Genomic DNA, 16667 nt, shown 5'->3' on the forward strand with positions numbered 1-16667 from the left:
TTTTCTTCTTTTTTGAGAAAAACATGACAAAGTAGCGGTTGATTTTGTAAAATGATGTCGAGGACATAATATACTGTTCAAATAAAATACATAGTTTTGGAAAAAAATTGAACAAACTTTATTATTCTTGTGAAGCATAATAGTGGGAAGTGAAACATTTAGAGGAGTGCTTAAATAACCGAGAATAGCGCAATATAATAGTGTAGAAGGGTAGGTGTGAACCGCTGATGTGAAAATATGCAGCGGGTAGAAATGGAAAATGAATTTAGAATTTTAATTGTAGACGATGAGGATCGCATTCGTCGTTTATTGAAAATGTACTTAGAAAGAGAGCAATACACAATTGAGGAAGCAGATAATGGTGATACAGCTTTAGAAATGGCGTTGCAAAATGATTATGATTTAATCTTATTAGATCTTATGATGCCTGGTAAAGATGGTATCGAAGTGTGCAAAGGGGTTCGTGAGAAAAAAGCGACACCAATTATTATGTTGACGGCAAAAGGTGAAGAAGTAAATCGGGTACAAGGATTTGAAGTTGGAACGGATGATTATATTGTAAAACCATTTAGCCCACGTGAAGTAGTGCTTCGTGTGAAAGCGGTGTTACGTCGTGCTGTACCAACAACATTCTTTACACAAGATACAACGACGAAAGATGTTACTGTGTTCCCGCACTTAACAATTGATAACGATGCACATCGTGTTACTGCAGATGGTAATGAAGTGAACTTAACGCCGAAAGAATATGAATTACTATTATTCTTAGCGAAAGCTCCTGATAAGGTATTCGATCGAGAGCAATTGTTGAAAGAAGTATGGCAATATGAATTCTTCGGAGATTTACGTACAGTGGATACGCATGTAAAGCGTTTACGTGAGAAATTAAGTAAAAAATCACCAGATGCTGCGAAGATGATTGTTACCGTTTGGGGCGTAGGTTACAAGTTTGAGGTTGTGAACGACTGATGCTTTGGAGAAGTGTAGTAGGGAAGTTATGGATGACCATATTACTTCTCGTTTCGTTTGTTCTTGGATTTGTTGCGATTTTACTTTCACAGTTTTTTAGAACGTATTATGTTGATATGAGTGAAGCTAGGCTTCAGAAAGTTGCGACAAGTGTTTCAGAGTTAATTGAAGAAGGTGCCGATGTAAAAACGATTGAGAATATCGCGTATAAATTCTCTGACCCACTTTCAAGAATCATTATTGTAGAAGATGGTAAGGAGATTTCATCTTCTCCGAAACAAGAAGGATTAGTTACGTTAACAATAGATGATTTAAAAGAAGATAAAGAATTAGCTGCTGTTTTTAAAGATAAAAAAGAAATTAAAAACAACATAAGAAAAGCTTCTAATAGTAGGAAGAATAAAAATACTGAAAATGATATTATGATTGTCGGAAAACCGGTGCAATCAAAAAATCAAAGTGCAGTGTTCGTATATGAATCTTTACAAGTACCAATACAAGGTATGGAGAGAACGACTGATTTTATTTTCTTATCGGCTGGGATTGCGATTATATTAACAACCTTCTTTGCGTTCTTCTTATCTACTCGAATTACCGCACCGCTTCGTAAAATGCGTGAGGTTGCTTTTGAGGTGGCACGTGGGAAGTTTGATGCAAAGGCCCCTATGGTATCTCAGGATGAAATTGGTGAGCTTGCAACGGCCTTAAATCAAATGGGTAAACAGTTGAAGTTTAATATGAATGCTTTGCAGCAAGAAAAAGAACAGTTAGCTAGTATTTTGAGTAGTATGGCAGATGGAGTTATTACGTTAAATCAAGAAGGTGAAGTCGTAGTTATTAATCCACCGGCTGAAAATTTCTTACAAGTTTGGCAAGAAGAAAAAGAGATAGAGCTAAGTAAAAAACTACCTTCTGAACTTGTGGAACTATTCCATCGCGTTGTAGAAAGTGAGCAACAACAAGTTGTTGAAATTAATTTGCAAAAAGGTAACTACGTAGTTCTTATGACGCCGCTTTACAATCAAACGAAAATTCGTGGGGCTGTAGCAGTGTTGCGTGATATGACGGAAGAACGCCGTCTTGAGAAGATGCGTCAAGACTTTATTGCCAATGTATCACATGAACTTCGTACACCAATGGTCATGCTTCAAGGGTATAGTGAAGCGATTTTAGATGATATTGTGCAAACGAAAGAGGAAATTAATGAGTTTGTTCAAATCATTTATGATGAATCCGTTCGTTTAGGTAAACTTGTAAATGAATTATTAGATTTAGCTCGTATGGAAAGTGGCCACGTAGAGTTACATATTGGTGAAGTAGATATTCATCCATTTGTCGAAAAGATTGGCCGTAAATTCCAAGGGATTGCAAAGGATAAAGAAGTTGAACTAACAGTAGATTTCCAAAGTCCAATTGAACAATATCCGTTTGATGCAGACCGTATGGAACAGGTGTTGACGAATTTAATTGATAATGCAATTCGTCATACGAATGCAGGTGGACATGTTGCACTTGTAATTCATACGGAAAATAATGGTCTTACTTTCGAAGTACAAGATTCAGGTGTTGGTATTCCAGAAGAAGATATCCCGTTCTTGTTTGATCGTTTTTACAAAGCTGATAAAGCAAGAACACGCGGGAAAAAGGGTGGAACAGGACTCGGGCTTGCGATTGCTAAAAATATTGTTCAAGGCCATGATGGGAAAATTTCTGTCTCAAGTGTTGTTGGAGAAGGAACTATATTCTCTGTATATTTGCCGAATCGTATAATTTAGATATATGTTTTTAAAGTTAATAATAAATAAAGTTCTACTGTTTTTTATTTTTTTGTAAAATCAATTAAATAAATTATAGTAGAACTTTTTTCTATCTTAGTCGAATTAAGAATAACGAGAGAGGTGCTGTGAAGAAATGAAATTATATACGAAAACAGGAGATAAAGGGAAAACAAGTATAATAGGTGGCAGGGTGGATAAAGATAATATTCGTGTAGAAGCATATGGCACGATAGATGAGGCGAATTCTCATATTGGATATGCGATGACTAAGCTACAAGGCGGGGCATTTGGAGATATTTACAATGAACTTGAAAATATTCAACATGAACTATTTGATTGCGGGGGAGATTTGGCGATAGTGGAGGAGAAAATCCCTTATAAAGTAACGATCGAAATGGTCGAAAGCTTAGAAAGAAGGATTGATTTGTATATAGAAGAAGCGCCACCATTAGAACGCTTTATTTTACCAGGTGGTAGCGAGGCATCAGCTACCATTCATATTGCACGTACTGTTGTGAGAAGAGCAGAGCGCTCTATCGTATCGTTGAAAAAAGAAGTGGAAACAAATGAAGTTGTTCTAAAGTATGTAAATAGATTATCTGATTATTTGTTTGCAGTAGCTAGAGTAATAAATACTCGATTACAAGTAAAAGATGTGGAGTATAACCGTAGCGCATTAGTTTTTCGTGATAAGAAAGAGAAGGAAGTGGAGTAATTCACTTTCTTTTTTTGTATACTTTTTTCTGTAATATACCAAAATAGAGAAGGTATGGTGGTAATTAGAAAACGGAGGATGTATATGAAAGTGTTAAAATGTAGCGTCATGTTATTGACTGTACTGTTTTTATCTCAATTACATGTTTACGCAGAAGAAAATCGATGGACATGGCCTGTGGAAGGACAGATAAGTGATTATTTTGGGACAAGGCATGGAAAACACTACGGTATTGATATAGCTGCACCGATCGGAGCACCTGTGGCAGCTATTCAAGATGGTAAGGTGACAAAGTCTTATTATTCAAATAGTTATGGGAACGTTGTATTTATTAAACATGGAGAATATGAGGCTGTGTATGCACATTTAAATAAGAGACACGTAGTTCAAGGGGATTATATTTCAAAAGGAGAAATAATTGGAGAAGTAGGAAACACAGGAGAATCACGAGGTGCACATTTACATTTAGAACTTCATCAAGGAAGATGGACGATGGCGAAAAAGAATGCGATGAATCCATTACTTGTTTTAAATGAACAAAGAAATGAAGTTGTTTCTTCCTCATTATATGTCGTACAAAAAGGGGATACTTTAGTTAATATTGCACGGAAATTTAGTATGACACTTAAGGAAATAAAAGCAAAAAATGGATTGCAGCAAGAGCGAATTTATCCAAATCAACAATTATACGTAAAGTAAAGAAGAGCTAGTTTAACTAGCTCTTCTTTTACCAAAAAATAAAGACACATATAAATCCAGAAATAGCTAAGTAGCTATATAAGTAAAAAACTTTTGTTCTTGTTTTTTCTTTTGTTCGAAACAGTACAATAGTCGGTTCAATTAAACCGATTGTCAAACAAAGTAAGCCAAGAAGCATACAACCAATCGAAAGAGAGTACAGGGCGATTTGTGGTGCTTGAAATGGAATCATCCATTTTAATAAAAATGCAATAAGTGCAGTGTAACAAATGCTGCCGATGTATTTATTCAACGGTGTATTAGAACGAAAACCAGGAAGTTTTTTTAAGAAAGAGCGAGAAACAACTTCTGTTTGTAAAGATGTATGCTCTTCGATAATTTTTTGAGCTTCTTTTCCTTTTTGGAAAAGGGATAATATCCAGTTACGCTCACCTTGAAAAATAAATTGAGAAGTTGTCAAATAGTGATCAACCTTCACTTTATTCCAACTCTTCCATGGATGACGCTCGCACAATTTTAATTTACTTTCTGTTTTTTTATCATACTGATAAATACTGATGCCATCTTCATCGAAAGCAGCATAGTATGTCTCGCTTGAGAATGTGCCTAAATCAATTGGACAGTAGAAAAGTAATTCTTTTTTTAAGTAAAAGTATTCTTTTCTTAAGTTTTTTTTCATTGCTTCTCGAATAGAGTGTCTTTTATCTTTCTTCATGACATTTCCTCCATAACTCAGAAAATGTTCTTATCTTAACAATTCAACATCTTATCACTTTTCATTATATATGACTAGGGAATTCAAAAGAGAAATGCCTAATAATAAAAAATATGGGGTGTATTGTAAAATATTTTGCAATTATTAATGGGTTATAAAAAATAAATAACTAATTTTAAATAAGTTACAATTTTTTAGTTCACAATGTTATTAGGTTGTTGTATAATGAAGGGGAAAATAGAATATCGGTCTATCTTCGGGGCAGGGTGAAAATCCCGACCGGCGGTGATGAACTATTTATGATTTCGTTCTAAGCCCGCGAGCCGTTAAGGCAGGATTTGGTGTGATTCCAAAGCCGACAGTATAGTCTGGATGGGAGAAGATGGAGGTTCAAGCGTTCAAAAAAGATAGGAATTTGAACGTCCGTTTGATGTGCCTTAAATTCTCCCTTTGTGTAAAACACAAAGGGTTTTTTCATTCTATGAAAAAATAGGCATAGCAGAACCTTTCCACTTTCCATGAGATGATCGATGGAAAAGGAGAGAGAACGATGAAACAAAAAAACAGTGTAGTAAAGATGGTGAGTGTAGCAATGCTAAGTAGTATTGCATATTTACTAATGATGTTGGATTTCCCGTTCCCAGGGCTTCCGCCATTTTTAAAAATTGATTTTAGTGATGTGCCAGCTCTAATTGCTGCAATTATTTTTGGACCAATTGCGGGGATAATTGTAGAGGGAATAAAGAATATTTTACATTACGGGATTCAAGGTAGTTTAGTAGGAGTGCCAGTTGGAGAAATTGCAAACTTTATTGCAGGATGTTTATTTATTGGACCAGCAGCTTTCTTATTTAGAAAGTATCGTACTGTAAAGAGTTTAACGACAGGACTAATGTTAGGGACAATTACAATGGCGCTAATTATGAGTGTATTAAACTATATCATCATATTCCCAGCTTACACTTGGTTTTTAAATGCACCTGCTATGTCTAGTGAGGCTATAAGAACGACTGTTGTAACAGCGATCTTACCGTTTAATTTAATTAAAGGAATTGTAGTAACAATTGTATTTGTAGCATTATTCTCACGCCTGAAAGTATGGGTGTTTGCAAAAATGAAAAATGCATAACATATAAAATAAAACCATTAGTAGTGTGAAACTACTAATGGTTTTTTGTTAAGTAGAATGAAAATAGGGAACAAAAAATGCCCCTCATCAATATGAGGGGCATTTTTTGAAGTTAATAAAAGACTATTCGAATTTTAAAGCGTCGCCGTCAAATGATTCGTCAGCAACTTTAATTGAGTCAGTTGGACAACCTTCGAATGCATCCATCATATCTTCAATTAATACATCTGGAATTTCAACGATACCTTGGTTATCATCTAATGTTACAAATGCAATACCTTCATCATCATAGTCATAAATGTCTGGTGCAGCAGCGCCGCAAGCACCACATGCGATACAAGTATCTTTATCAACGATTGTATATTTTGCCATCTTTTTTCCCTCCTGATAATATGTATGTGAAAAGCTCGCCATAAAAATTATAACCTTATTGTAAAACGGTTTGTAAAACTTTTCAACATAAAATTATAATGATAATGCTTATCAATTAGAGTGTCAACTTATTTTTGAATTATGTCATAAGATTTTCAAAATACGTAAATGTTATTTCGTTTGGTACAATAGAGTATGTACAAGCATATGGTACCGATATGATAAGGTTAATGAGTAACAGTAGACGTTGTAATCATATTGAAAAAGAATTAAGTTAAATTGGAAAGGGGAAGCGGTAATGCAACTACAATATACTTTATTGTATTGTTTAAAACAATTGAATGGCGAAAGGACCGTTTCTTCTATTTATTATTTATTAAAAGGAAAGAGGTCATCGCAAACATTACAAGATGGGAATATGTTTCAAATTTCTTTTTTGTTTGGGATTTATAAATCTTTGAATAGAGCTGATTATGATCAAGAAGTTGCAAAGTTGGTACAAACGGATTTAGTTCAATCTATACATGAAAATACATACGTAGTAACGACTGCTGGTAACATGCAATTAAACAAATGGAAAGATGACTTTGCTTTTCCGACGTGTTTACATGGTTTACACTATGGTGAGATAGGTGAAACGTTTTGGAAGAGATTATCATTAATCGTTCAAACCATTTCGAATTTACAACAGGTGAATACGAAATTTATTCCAATTCAGCAAGATACAGAAATAATGATGTGGGTGAAACGTTTTCTCACTGGAATACCATATATGAGAAGTGAATTGGCTAAAAGGTTGTGGAAGGAGATGTATACTCTTTTACAAAAAAATAAACCATTAGAGGCGACAATCGTAACGTATCGCTTAACGGGCTATAAACGCATCGGTTGTACGTTGCAACAATTAGCAGAAATTACGAAACAAGATGTATTTCGAGTGTATTTTTTATTTTGGGGTACAATTCATTTCATTATTCAAGAAGTTCGTAATAAAGAAAGTGAGTTTCCGTTATTAGCTGAAATTATATCTTATCCAAATGAGAAGGCTGATTTATTTAGCATATCTACGAAAAAAACATATAATCTTTGGAGACAAGGACGCTTTCTGGAAGAAATAGCAACAATTCGGAATTTGAAGGTTGCAACGATAGAAGATCATTTTGTAGAAATCGCTTTACGAGAAAAAGAATTTTCAATTGAGATGTTTATGGAGAAAGACAAAATAGATAAAGTAAAAGAAGTAATTGAGACATTACAAACACGTAAGTTACGTGTCTTGAAACAAGCGGTTGGGGAAGAGATATCTTATTTTGAAGTCCGTCTTGTATTGGCACGGATGGAGGGTATAAATGAAACTTGAGGAATATTTATATAAGTGGTTTGGATATTCTGAATTTCGTCAAGGACAAAAAGAAGTTATTACAGACTTATTAGAAGGAAAAGATGTTATAGCGATGCTTCCGACTGGAAGAGGGAAATCTATGTGCTATCAACTCCCAGGGCTAATGCAAGAAGGAACAGTGCTTGTTGTATCACCACTATTATCTTTAATGGAAGATCAAGTTACACAATTAAAGTATGTTGTGAAAAATCGAGTGATTGCATTTAATAGTTTTCGGACATTAAGTGAAAAAAGAGAAGCGATGAAAAAATTGGCTTTTTATAAATTTATTTTTGTGTCTCCAGAAATGTTGCAATCGGATTTATTAATAAGAGAATTGAAGAAAATTCATATTTCAATGTTTGTTGTGGATGAGGCCCATTGTATTTCGCAGTGGGGGTATGATTTTAGACCGGATTATAAAAAATTAAACGTAGTAATTGAGAACATTGGATCTCCTACGGTACTAGCATTAACAGCGACAGCGACAAAGGATGTACTGCAAGATATAGCAGAGAGTTTAAGTTTAAAGAATGTCTCGCAGCATGCATACTCTATTGATCGTCCAAATATTGCAATGGAAGTGCAATTTGTAGAGACGATAGAAGAGAAGAAAGAAGCACTTTTGGAACATGTGATGTATTTACAGGGGCCAGGGATTGTATATTGTTCAAGTAGAGCATGGACAGAACGTTTAACGGAATATTTAAGAGGAAAAGGCTGTACTGGTGTGGCTTTTTATCATGGTGGTATGGAACATGAAGAGCGTATGTTAATTCAGCAGCAATTTATGAATGACCAATTGCAAATTGTAATATGCACAAGTGCTTTTGGTATGGGAGTAAATAAGTCGAATACGAGATATATTATTCATTTCCATTATCCGACTAATATAGCTTCCTACTTACAAGAAATCGGAAGAGCTGGAAGAGATGGCGAACCGAGTATAGCCTTTTTATTATGTAGTCCGTTGGATCACGATTTGCCAATTTCAATTATTGAAGATGAATTGCCAAGTAAGTCGCAAATACAATTTTTATTTTCTTTACTACAAGAAAGAATGTTTCAAACGAAAGAATTACCAATAGAAGATGTAGAAGAAATTTGTTATAATGCAGCAAGATTTAATGAACAATATTGGCGTTTCATCCGCTATCATCTCGAACGGCTTGGGATCATACAACGGCGAAAACTAATATTAGAGAGCTTGTCAGATGAAATCATGAACAGATTAATAGCTGAAGTAGAAATAAGATTGCGTAATAAATATAGTGAGCTAGAAAACATGAAGTCATGGATACAAGTTAAAGGATGTAGGCGTGAATATGTACTTCAACAGTTCGGTTATAGAAAAGAGACAGAGTTGAAAAATTGCTGCGATTATTGTGGTATTACAAAAACGGAGTATAAAAAAAGACGAGCGCAACAATCCGATTTCGACTATAATTGGGAAACAGAGTTACAAAAGCTTTTCGGCCTAGAGAAGATGGAGGAATGATGAACATTCAAAGGCATAATGTTGAAGATATGAGTCCGAAAGAAATAAGGCTGAATCTGTATATAACACAGCTAATTATTATTGGTATTGGTTGTTTGCTAGCATATATATTATTTCGAGATACAAAAGAAGTTTTTAGTCTTTGGAAGTGGGAACCTGTACGAATACTTATAGTAGGTAGTTTATTAGCGATTGGTATTGTGTTATTAGATTATGTTGCAATGCGAGTATTTCCAGAGTCTTGGTTTGATGATGGTGGTATTAACGATAAGATGTTTCAAGGAATGTCAGTTATGCATTTACTCGTTATTACGTTCGTTATTGGCTTTGCAGAAGAATTTTTATTTAGAGGTGTAATGCAGACTCATTTCGGAATTATAATAGCAAGTTTAGTATTTGCAGTCTTACATATTCGGTATATAACAAAGCCATTTTTGTTTTGTTTCGTCTGTTTTATTAGTTTTGTCTTTGGTTATGTATTTGAATGGACAGGGAATTTATTTATAACAATCTTTGCACACTTTCTTGTTGATTTTATAATGGGACTCCAACTAAGAAAATAAATGGAAGGTGGTGGTGAACAACATGAGGAAACGAATTCCTGATTTTGAAGAGGAATTAGAAGTTGAGCAAGTGGAAGAAGATGAAAGTTTACCGCCGCGAAGTGAACTTCATAGAAATAAAGAGAAAAAGCAAAAGTTTAAAATGAATCACATTTTTGTCCGAGTATTAACGTGTCTATTCATATTACTACCAATTAGTATTTTATGGTATACGGATAAATATATTCAGGTGAAAAGTGATAGTAGTAATGCTGGTAAAAGTGCGTTTGAAGTAATTTTTTTTGATTCAGCCAAATCTGAAACTCAGAAACAATCTGAGAAGGTGGTAACGCATACTGTGAAAAAGGGAGAAACTTTAGAAAGTATAGCGAAGCAATATTTTTCAGATGAAAGTGGGATTGAAGTTATTAAAAAGTATAATAACTTAGAAGAAGATGAAGTGAGTGCAGGTCAAGAATTAAAAATTCCGATAAAAGATAAGTCCGTAAAACAAGAGAGCTAGTAAACTAAGCAATTCGTAGCTTGTTATAAAAACTGAGGATTATCTTTATGAGTAGGGGAGTAAAAATATGATATGGATTACAATATTAAGTACTCTCATATGTATAGGTATAATATTTCTTCTTGTAATGTATAAAGAAGCGATGCGTAATACGGTATTGGAACATACTTTAGAATTTAAAGAATTCCCGCAAAGTTTTCAACAGATGAATATGTTTTTTATTTCTGATATTCATAGAAGAGTCATTTCAGATTCGTTAATTGAGCGAATAAAGGGAAAAGTAGATCTCGTTATTATTGGTGGTGATTTAGCGGAAAAGGGCGTACCTTTATCAAAAATCTCTGCAAACATTCAAAAGTTAAGAGCGATAGCTCCTGTATATTTTGTATGGGGAAATAATGACTATGAGATTGAATACCATGAATTAGATGCGTTGCTATTAGAAAATAATGTAAAAGTTTTAGATAATACAAGAGTTGTATTTGAATCTGAGTTAGGAGAGAAAATTTGCTTACTCGGTGTAGATGATGTTGGATTGGAACGTGATCGTTTAGACTTAGCATTGGCTGATTGTAAAGAAGAGGGATTTCGTATTTTAATTAGTCACAACCCTGATATAATAAAAAAAATGTCCGGAAAAGAACAAATTTCACTTGTGTTAAGTGGACATACACATGGAGGACAGATTCGATTATTCCCATCTGAAAAATATTTAAAAGGTGGCGTATATAATCATTCAAATACGACTCTCTTTGTTAGTAATGGATACGGAACAACATTGATTCCACTTCGTTTTCGAGCACCTGCTCAAACACATATTATTACGTTATGTGGAGGAAAATGATGCCAACTCTAAATGGAAAATATAATATAAAAGCTGTTTCGAATATTATTGGAGTTCAACCGAGTACGCTTCGTGCATGGGAAAGGCGATATCAGATTATTGCCCCAAAGCGGAATCAAGCTGGGCATCGATTATATACAGAAGAGCATATTCGAATTTTGAAATGGTTAATGGAGAAGGTTTCTTCCGGTATGATGATTGGACAAGCAGTGCAGTTATTAGAAGGGAATCGTTTGCAGAGTAATGCCCAAAAAGAAATACATTACGATAAAGAAGTTGTTTTAGTGGACGATTTACTACAAGCTTTGTTAGAATTTGATGAAATTACAACTTCTGCATTAATAAATGAGGCTTTTAGTATTTATTCAACAGAAAAAGTTATCACCGGTATTATTCTTCAAGTGACAAACAAATTGTTGACACTAAAAAATAACAATGAGATTGCAATGACGCAATTCCAATATGCCGTATCATTTTTACAAACTCGTCTAGGAATGGTGTATCATAATGCTTCAACGTTTTCTTCCATACACAAAGTAATTGTGTTAGAAAATAATACATTGAAAGGATTTATTTTCTCAATGTATTTACGTTTAAAAGGATATGAGGCGATACATATTAGGACAAGTTTAGAGGGAGATGGCATGTTATTAGCGGTTGAGCAAATACAGCCAAAACATTTATTTGTCTCTTTTGAAAATGGCCTAGAACTGAAAAGGGCGATGAATGTTGGGGATTTATTGCAAGAAAAAAATGAGAACCTTTCTGTTGGGGTTATAGGGGAAATAAGCGCTCGAGATCAGTTGAACATTCAAACAATCCTAATCGGCGATACGAAAGAAGAATGGGATGAATGGTTAAAAATGTTAGAATAGTTGTTCGGAAAGAACCATCTATTTTCTATTTCATATAATAAAAATTAGATTCAATGGTTACGTAGGGAGGGTATGAGATGAGGCTGGAACGATTAAATTATAATAAGATAAAAATTTTCCTAACATTTGATGATTTATCTGAACGAGGATTAACGAAAGAGGATTTATGGAGAAATGCACCGAAAGTACAGCAACTATTTCGTGATATGATGCAAGAAGCAAATAAAGAATTAGGATTTGAAGCAGATGGTCCGATTGCAGTTGAAGTATTTTCTCTACAAGCACAAGGCATGGTTGTAATAGTAACGAAGGAAAATCAAGAAGTGGATACAGATGATGAGTTCCGTGACGAGTTTATTGAAATGCAAGTGACTCTAGATGAGAGCGAGCACATACTTTATGAGTTTGCTACACTAGACGACGTAATTAACCTGTCGAATCGCTTATATAACCTTGGTGTAACTGGCGGAAAGTTATATACGTGGGATGGGCGTTTCTATCTTTGGATGGAAGAAGAAGAGCAAATACAATTATTGAAGGCGGATTTTATAGCTATTTTAGCAGAATACGGTAATCCGTCTACGGCAACCATTTACCGTGTAATGGAGTATGGTAAAGAATTAATGGCTTCTCAAGCAATTGAACAAGTATACAATTACTTTGTGAAAAAGCAAAACCTCAGCTAATATAACATAGCTGGGGTTTTGTATTTTATTTGGATAAGAGGAGTAAGGCTAGGGACAATTATAAATATTTAAACAAACGTTTTCTTAATTAAATATACCGTTTCGCGACGCTGTATTCGAGTAAGATAAAAAATATTTAAATATTTAAGTATTTTACTTTTCTAAAAGCAATAAAAGGACTATAATAATAGTGAAAACGCTTGCAATACGAAATAAGTTGTATATATTTGTTAGCGTTTTCTATTGCATTCCAAATTTAACGGTGTATACTAGGCAATGAAGGTTTACTAAACAAGTGAAATTACAGGGGGTTTACTTACTATGGTAGCCGAAAAGGGAACTCAAACAAAAACACAACAACAAAGGGAACAACATTTTGAACTATTGAATTCGACACAAATTGTTATTAGTGAAGCATTAGAAAAATTGGGTTATCCAAACGAAGTATATGAATTATTAAAAGAACCAATTCGTATGATGACAGTGAAAATACCAGTTCGTATGGATGACGGGACTGTTAAAATATTTACAGGATATCGTGCGCAACATAATGATGCTGTTGGTCCAACGAAAGGTGGAATTCGCTTCCATCCGAATGTAACAGAAAATGAAGTGAAAGCACTTTCGATCTGGATGAGTTTAAAATGTGGTATTGTTGATTTACCGTATGGTGGAGGTAAAGGTGGAATTATCTGTGACCCACGTGAAATGTCATTCCGTGAATTAGAAAGACTAAGCCGCGGTTATGTACGAGCAATTAGCCAAATCGTTGGTCCTACAAAAGATATTCCGGCTCCAGACGTATTTACAAACTCTCAAATTATGGCATGGATGATGGATGAGTATAGCCGTATTGATGAATTTAATTCACCAGGATTTATTACAGGTAAGCCACTTGTATTAGGTGGATCACACGGACGTGAAACAGCAACAGCGAAAGGTGTAACAATTTGTATTCGCGAAGCTGCAAAAAAACGCGACATTGATATTAAAGGTGCGCGTGTTGTTGTTCAAGGGTTCGGTAATGCGGGTAGCTTCTTAGCTAAATTTATGCATGATGCAGGTGCGAAAGTAATTGCAATTTCAGATGCTTACGGTGCATTACATGATCCAAATGGATTAGATATTGATTATTTATTAGACCGTCGTGATAGCTTCGGTACAGTAACAAAACTATTTAATAATACAATTTCAAACAAAGAATTGTTAGAACTTGATTGCGATATTTTAGTTCCAGCTGCAATTGAGAACCAAATTACAGAAGAAAATGCTAATAATATTAAAGCAAAAATTGTTGTTGAAGCTGCAAATGGTCCAACAACTTTAGAAGCAACTAAAATTTTAACAGATCGCGGAATTTTACTTGTTCCAGACGTATTAGCAAGTGCTGGTGGAGTTACAGTATCTTACTTTGAGTGGGTACAAAATAACCAAGGTTACTACTGGACAGAAGAAGAAGTAGAACAACGCTTAGAAAAAGTAATGGTAAGATCATTTGATTCTATTTATGAAACAGCACAAGTTCGTAAAGTGAACATGCGCTTAGCAGCTTATATGGTTGGTGTTCGTAAAATGGCTGAAGCAAGTCGCTTCAGAGGTTGGGTATAATATTATATCGTGAAAAAACGTGATTCCTTTCGAGGGAATCACGTTTTTTTGTTGGAGTATTAGTGTGAGGTGTTGTATATGGAAAATGAAATGATGGAACGAGTAGAACAATTAGAAGAAAAGGTTAAGAGGTTAGAGGGAGAACTCTTAAGAACGATGAAAGCCCGAAAAACAAGTGTCGTTCGGATGTTCGGAGAAGGCTTATTGTTTTTAATATTTGGTTTGGTTGTAGTAGGGCCGATTATCGCTGTTATATTCACGATTATTACTTGGCTTGTTGAAAAATAAAATAAAAAATAAAAGAACGCTTGTTCCATACGAACAAACGTGCTATACTCTCTTTAGATAAACAAAACGGAAATGATTTTAAGGAGAGATAAATGATGAAAATGACAGTAGACCAAAGATTTATGATGCCAGCAGATGTTGTAGAACGAGTGGAAGTATTACGAAACAAACAAAGTAAGCGTGGCACATTATTACAATCAGTAAATGAATTTTTCGGCTTAGATACGAAAGAAGATTGTGTTTGGTTTTACGGTTTTTATGGAGTCGCTGTAAGTATTTTGTTATTTATGGTGTTCACATCAAATATTTTCGATTTTCTCTTCGTGTAAGAAATATGCGATAAGGACATTGCTACCGAATACATATATAAGGAAGTAAGGTAATTTTCTAAAGCGGGAGTTGGTAGTAATGGCGATGTTTCCTATAGAGCGTAACTATATTGGATATGGAAGTTCACGACCGGGAATTCCTCTTTCTAAAGTAAGGTTTATTGTAAGTCATGATACAGGGAATCCTGGTAGCAATGCAATAGGAAATCGGGATTACTTTAATGAAATACAACCGAAAGCTTCGGCGCATACATTTATAGATGACAAAACAATATTGGAAATTGTTCCTATAAATGAAGTTGCGTATCATGTTCGATATGGTGTGTCGACGGATAATGACTTATATGGTTATGATGCGAATAAGGCTGCCATTGGTGTGGAACTTTGTTATGGCGGTGATGTTAACTTTTGGGAAGCGTATACGCGTTTTACATGGTATCATGCTTATTTATGTCAAAACTTTGGCTTGAATCCGAAAAAAGATATCGTATCACATAAAACACTTGATCCAGCTAGAAAGATTGATCCTGAAAATGTATTAGGGAAACAAGGTATTAAATTTCAACAGTTTTTAGCAGATGTCTATCGGATGTACGTTTCGTTTAGATGACAAACGTATGAAAAATGAATACAATAAAGATAGGTGCCTACTGTTGTAAGTAGGTTTTTTCTTGTTTTTATAAATAGTGCAGAGGTAGAAGACTAGGAGTGAACCGAGTATGCAGAAAGAAACAGCTATCATAATTGGAGGCGGTCCGTGCGGATTAGCAGCAGCAATTTCGTTGCAAAAGGTAGGGATTAATCCGTTAGTAATTGAAAAAGGAAACATTGTAAATGCGATTTATAATTATCCAACTCATCAAACATTTTTCTCCTCTAGTGAAAAATTAGAAATTGGTGAAGTAGCTTTTATTACCGAAAACCGTAAGCCAGTTCGAAATCAAGCACTTGCGTATTATCGCGAAGTAGTAAAGCGTAAATCTGTACGCATAAATGCTTTCGAACGAGTAGAGAAAGTTCAAAAAGATGGAGAAGTTTTTAAGGTTGAGACGACGAAACGTGACGGACATAAAGAAATATATATAGCGAAATATATTGTTGTAGCCACTGGATATTATGACAATCCAAATTATATGAATGTTCCAGGTGAGGAACTGAAGAAAGTAGCTCACTATTTTAAAGAAGGACATCCTTATTTTGATCGAGATGTAGTAGTTATAGGTGGAAAAAACTCAAGTATAGACGCTGCGTTGGAACTTGTTAAAGCAGGAGCGCGTGTAACGGTACTGTATCGTGGAAGTGAGTACTCGCCGAGCATTAAGCCGTGGATTTTACCGGAATTTGAGGCGTTAGTACGAAACGGTACAATTCAAATGCATTTTGGGGCTCATGTGAAAGAAATTACTGAACATACATTAACGTATACCGTTGATGACGGAGCATTTACAATCCAAAATGATTTTGTATTTGCGATGACGGGTTACCATCCTGATCATAGTTTCTTAACGGAGATGGGCGTTCGAATTGATGAAGAAACTGGGCGTCCGATTTATACAGAGGATAGAATGGAAACAAACACTGAAAATATTTTCATTGCAGGTGTAATTGCCGCTGGGAATAATGCAAATGAAATATTTATCGAGAACGGTAGATTTCATGGAGATGCGATTGCGCAAACCATTGCGTCGAGAGAAAAATAAAAAGAAGCTGTCGAAA

19 protein-coding genes and 1 riboswitch are annotated in these 16667 nt (G+C 34.7%); of the genes, 17 read left to right on the forward strand and 2 right to left on the reverse strand.

What is annotated here, in order from left to right; all coding sequences use genetic code 11:
* Window positions 1-252: 252 nt before the first annotated feature.
* The 4 genes from resD (at window position 253) to MHH42_RS07370 (ending at window position 4161) form a co-directional block, all read left to right on the forward strand.
* Entirely contained in the window at window positions 253-969 is a 717-nt protein-coding gene (gene resD / locus MHH42_RS07355) for a DNA-binding response regulator ResD (protein WP_000426665.1), read from the forward strand.
* On the forward strand, window positions 969-2744 hold the full coding sequence (gene resE / locus MHH42_RS07360; RefSeq protein WP_000964660.1) for a sensor histidine kinase ResE: 1776 nt from the start codon (window positions 969-971) through the stop codon (window positions 2742-2744). The genes resD and resE overlap by 1 nt, the downstream gene beginning before the upstream one ends.
* A 136-nt stretch (window positions 2745-2880) precedes the next feature.
* Window positions 2881-3462, forward strand: a complete 582-nt coding sequence (locus tag MHH42_RS07365; RefSeq protein ID WP_000781253.1) for a cob(I)yrinic acid a,c-diamide adenosyltransferase — start codon at window positions 2881-2883, stop codon at window positions 3460-3462.
* Window positions 3463-3546: 84 nt separating this feature from the next.
* Complete coding sequence (locus MHH42_RS07370) at window positions 3547-4161, forward strand: peptidoglycan DD-metalloendopeptidase family protein (protein ID WP_000866132.1); 615 nt, start codon at window positions 3547-3549, stop codon at window positions 4159-4161.
* A 28-nt stretch (window positions 4162-4189) separates the two neighbouring features.
* Here MHH42_RS07370 and MHH42_RS07375 read toward each other — a convergent pair whose 3' ends face one another.
* Window positions 4190-4876, reverse strand: coding sequence for a hypothetical protein (locus MHH42_RS07375; RefSeq protein ID WP_000710843.1), 687 nt, complete (start codon window positions 4874-4876; stop codon window positions 4190-4192).
* 248 nt (window positions 4877-5124) lie between these two features.
* Window positions 5125-5264, forward strand: a riboswitch (FMN riboswitch).
* Window positions 5265-5426: 162 nt separating this feature from the next.
* Here MHH42_RS07375 and MHH42_RS07380 point away from each other — a divergent pair.
* Window positions 5427-6005 (forward strand): ECF transporter S component, encoded by a 579-nt coding sequence (locus MHH42_RS07380; protein ID WP_000810844.1) that lies wholly within the window; start codon window positions 5427-5429, stop codon window positions 6003-6005.
* A gap of 123 nt (window positions 6006-6128) precedes the next feature.
* On the opposite strand, the gene MHH42_RS07385 is transcribed toward MHH42_RS07380, so the two are convergent.
* Window positions 6129-6377 carry a ferredoxin gene (locus MHH42_RS07385; protein WP_001151993.1) on the reverse strand — a complete coding sequence of 83 codons (249 nt, stop codon included), beginning with the start codon at window positions 6375-6377 and terminating at the stop codon, window positions 6129-6131.
* A gap of 298 nt (window positions 6378-6675) precedes the next feature.
* On the opposite strand from MHH42_RS07385, the gene MHH42_RS07390 reads away from it, so the two are divergent.
* The 12 genes from MHH42_RS07390 (at window position 6676) to MHH42_RS07445 (ending at window position 16651) form a co-directional block, all read left to right on the forward strand.
* The gene (locus tag MHH42_RS07390) at window positions 6676-7737 is read left to right on the forward strand and encodes a helix-turn-helix domain-containing protein (RefSeq protein WP_001176982.1); all 1062 of its coding nucleotides are present in this window, start codon (window positions 6676-6678) and stop codon (window positions 7735-7737) included.
* Window positions 7727-9256 carry a RecQ family ATP-dependent DNA helicase gene (locus MHH42_RS07395; RefSeq protein ID WP_000762984.1) on the forward strand — a complete coding sequence of 510 codons (1530 nt, stop codon included), beginning with the start codon at window positions 7727-7729 and terminating at the stop codon, window positions 9254-9256. Before MHH42_RS07390 ends, MHH42_RS07395 begins: the two co-directional genes overlap by 11 nt.
* Window positions 9256-9819, forward strand: a complete 564-nt coding sequence (locus MHH42_RS07400) for a CPBP family intramembrane glutamic endopeptidase (protein ID WP_001025774.1) — start codon at window positions 9256-9258, stop codon at window positions 9817-9819. The genes MHH42_RS07395 and MHH42_RS07400 overlap by 1 nt, the downstream gene beginning before the upstream one ends.
* Window positions 9820-9841: 22 nt before the next feature.
* A complete protein-coding gene (locus MHH42_RS07405) occupies window positions 9842-10321 on the forward strand; it encodes a LysM peptidoglycan-binding domain-containing protein (RefSeq protein ID WP_001231536.1) in 480 nt (159 codons plus the stop codon).
* Window positions 10322-10388: 67 nt separating this feature from the next.
* Window positions 10389-11165: a metallophosphoesterase gene (locus tag MHH42_RS07410; protein ID WP_000637910.1), complete on the forward strand. Its 777-nt coding sequence runs from the start codon at window positions 10389-10391 to the stop codon at window positions 11163-11165.
* Window positions 11165-12040 carry a MerR family transcriptional regulator gene (locus MHH42_RS07415; RefSeq protein WP_001142655.1) on the forward strand — a complete coding sequence of 292 codons (876 nt, stop codon included), beginning with the start codon at window positions 11165-11167 and terminating at the stop codon, window positions 12038-12040. The genes MHH42_RS07410 and MHH42_RS07415 overlap by 1 nt, the downstream gene beginning before the upstream one ends.
* 77 nt (window positions 12041-12117) lie before the next feature.
* Window positions 12118-12726 (forward strand): genetic competence negative regulator, encoded by a 609-nt coding sequence (locus MHH42_RS07420; protein WP_001235404.1) that lies wholly within the window; start codon window positions 12118-12120, stop codon window positions 12724-12726.
* Window positions 12727-13047: 321 nt separating this feature from the next.
* Window positions 13048-14334, forward strand: coding sequence for an NAD-specific glutamate dehydrogenase (gudB, locus tag MHH42_RS07425; RefSeq protein WP_000225171.1), 1287 nt, complete (start codon window positions 13048-13050; stop codon window positions 14332-14334).
* A 78-nt stretch (window positions 14335-14412) separates the two neighbouring features.
* Window positions 14413-14622, forward strand: coding sequence for a hypothetical protein (locus MHH42_RS07430; protein ID WP_195754918.1), 210 nt, complete (start codon window positions 14413-14415; stop codon window positions 14620-14622).
* A gap of 92 nt (window positions 14623-14714) precedes the next feature.
* The gene (locus tag MHH42_RS07435; protein ID WP_015000291.1) at window positions 14715-14951 is read left to right on the forward strand and encodes a DUF3961 domain-containing protein; all 237 of its coding nucleotides are present in this window, start codon (window positions 14715-14717) and stop codon (window positions 14949-14951) included.
* Between the two features lie 79 nt (window positions 14952-15030).
* The gene (locus MHH42_RS07440) at window positions 15031-15561 is read left to right on the forward strand and encodes a peptidoglycan recognition protein family protein (RefSeq protein ID WP_001240651.1); all 531 of its coding nucleotides are present in this window, start codon (window positions 15031-15033) and stop codon (window positions 15559-15561) included.
* Between the two features lie 109 nt (window positions 15562-15670).
* On the forward strand, window positions 15671-16651 hold the full coding sequence (locus MHH42_RS07445; RefSeq protein ID WP_001168501.1) for a YpdA family putative bacillithiol disulfide reductase: 981 nt from the start codon (window positions 15671-15673) through the stop codon (window positions 16649-16651).
* Window positions 16652-16667: the final 16 nt, after the last annotated feature.

The organism is Bacillus sp. FSL L8-0099 (assembly GCF_038006385.1).
Lineage (GTDB): Bacteria > Bacillota > Bacilli > Bacillales > Bacillaceae_G > Bacillus_A > Bacillus_A toyonensis.

What these genes read in the sequence shown, in the direction of transcription:
- MHH42_RS07380 (WP_000810844.1), top strand. Translation starts at nt 5,427, where the DNA reads ATGAAACAAAAAAACAGTGTAGTAAAGATGGTGAGTGTAGCAATGCTA.
- MHH42_RS07405 (WP_001231536.1), top strand. Translation starts at nt 9,842, where the DNA reads ATGAGGAAACGAATTCCTGATTTTGAAGAGGAATTAGAAGTTGAGCAA.
- MHH42_RS07445 (WP_001168501.1), top strand. Translation starts at nt 15,671, where the DNA reads ATGCAGAAAGAAACAGCTATCATAATTGGAGGCGGTCCGTGCGGATTA.
- MHH42_RS07415 (WP_001142655.1), top strand. Translation starts at nt 11,165, where the DNA reads ATGCCAACTCTAAATGGAAAATATAATATAAAAGCTGTTTCGAATATT.
- MHH42_RS07390 (WP_001176982.1), top strand. Translation starts at nt 6,676, where the DNA reads ATGCAACTACAATATACTTTATTGTATTGTTTAAAACAATTGAATGGC.
- resE (WP_000964660.1), top strand. Translation starts at nt 969, where the DNA reads ATGCTTTGGAGAAGTGTAGTAGGGAAGTTATGGATGACCATATTACTT.
- MHH42_RS07385 (WP_001151993.1), bottom strand. Translation starts at nt 6,377, where the DNA reads ATGGCAAAATATACAATCGTTGATAAAGATACTTGTATCGCATGTGGT.
- MHH42_RS07420 (WP_001235404.1), top strand. Translation starts at nt 12,118, where the DNA reads ATGAGGCTGGAACGATTAAATTATAATAAGATAAAAATTTTCCTAACA.
- MHH42_RS07365 (WP_000781253.1), top strand. Translation starts at nt 2,881, where the DNA reads ATGAAATTATATACGAAAACAGGAGATAAAGGGAAAACAAGTATAATA.
- MHH42_RS07370 (WP_000866132.1), top strand. Translation starts at nt 3,547, where the DNA reads ATGAAAGTGTTAAAATGTAGCGTCATGTTATTGACTGTACTGTTTTTA.
- MHH42_RS07440 (WP_001240651.1), top strand. Translation starts at nt 15,031, where the DNA reads ATGGCGATGTTTCCTATAGAGCGTAACTATATTGGATATGGAAGTTCA.
- MHH42_RS07375 (WP_000710843.1), bottom strand. Translation starts at nt 4,876, where the DNA reads ATGAAGAAAGATAAAAGACACTCTATTCGAGAAGCAATGAAAAAAAAC.
- MHH42_RS07395 (WP_000762984.1), top strand. Translation starts at nt 7,727, where the DNA reads ATGAAACTTGAGGAATATTTATATAAGTGGTTTGGATATTCTGAATTT.
- MHH42_RS07430 (WP_195754918.1), top strand. Translation starts at nt 14,413, where the DNA reads ATGGAAAATGAAATGATGGAACGAGTAGAACAATTAGAAGAAAAGGTT.
- MHH42_RS07400 (WP_001025774.1), top strand. Translation starts at nt 9,256, where the DNA reads ATGAACATTCAAAGGCATAATGTTGAAGATATGAGTCCGAAAGAAATA.
- MHH42_RS07410 (WP_000637910.1), top strand. Translation starts at nt 10,389, where the DNA reads ATGATATGGATTACAATATTAAGTACTCTCATATGTATAGGTATAATA.
- gudB (WP_000225171.1), top strand. Translation starts at nt 13,048, where the DNA reads ATGGTAGCCGAAAAGGGAACTCAAACAAAAACACAACAACAAAGGGAA.
- resD (WP_000426665.1), top strand. Translation starts at nt 253, where the DNA reads ATGGAAAATGAATTTAGAATTTTAATTGTAGACGATGAGGATCGCATT.
- MHH42_RS07435 (WP_015000291.1), top strand. Translation starts at nt 14,715, where the DNA reads ATGATGAAAATGACAGTAGACCAAAGATTTATGATGCCAGCAGATGTT.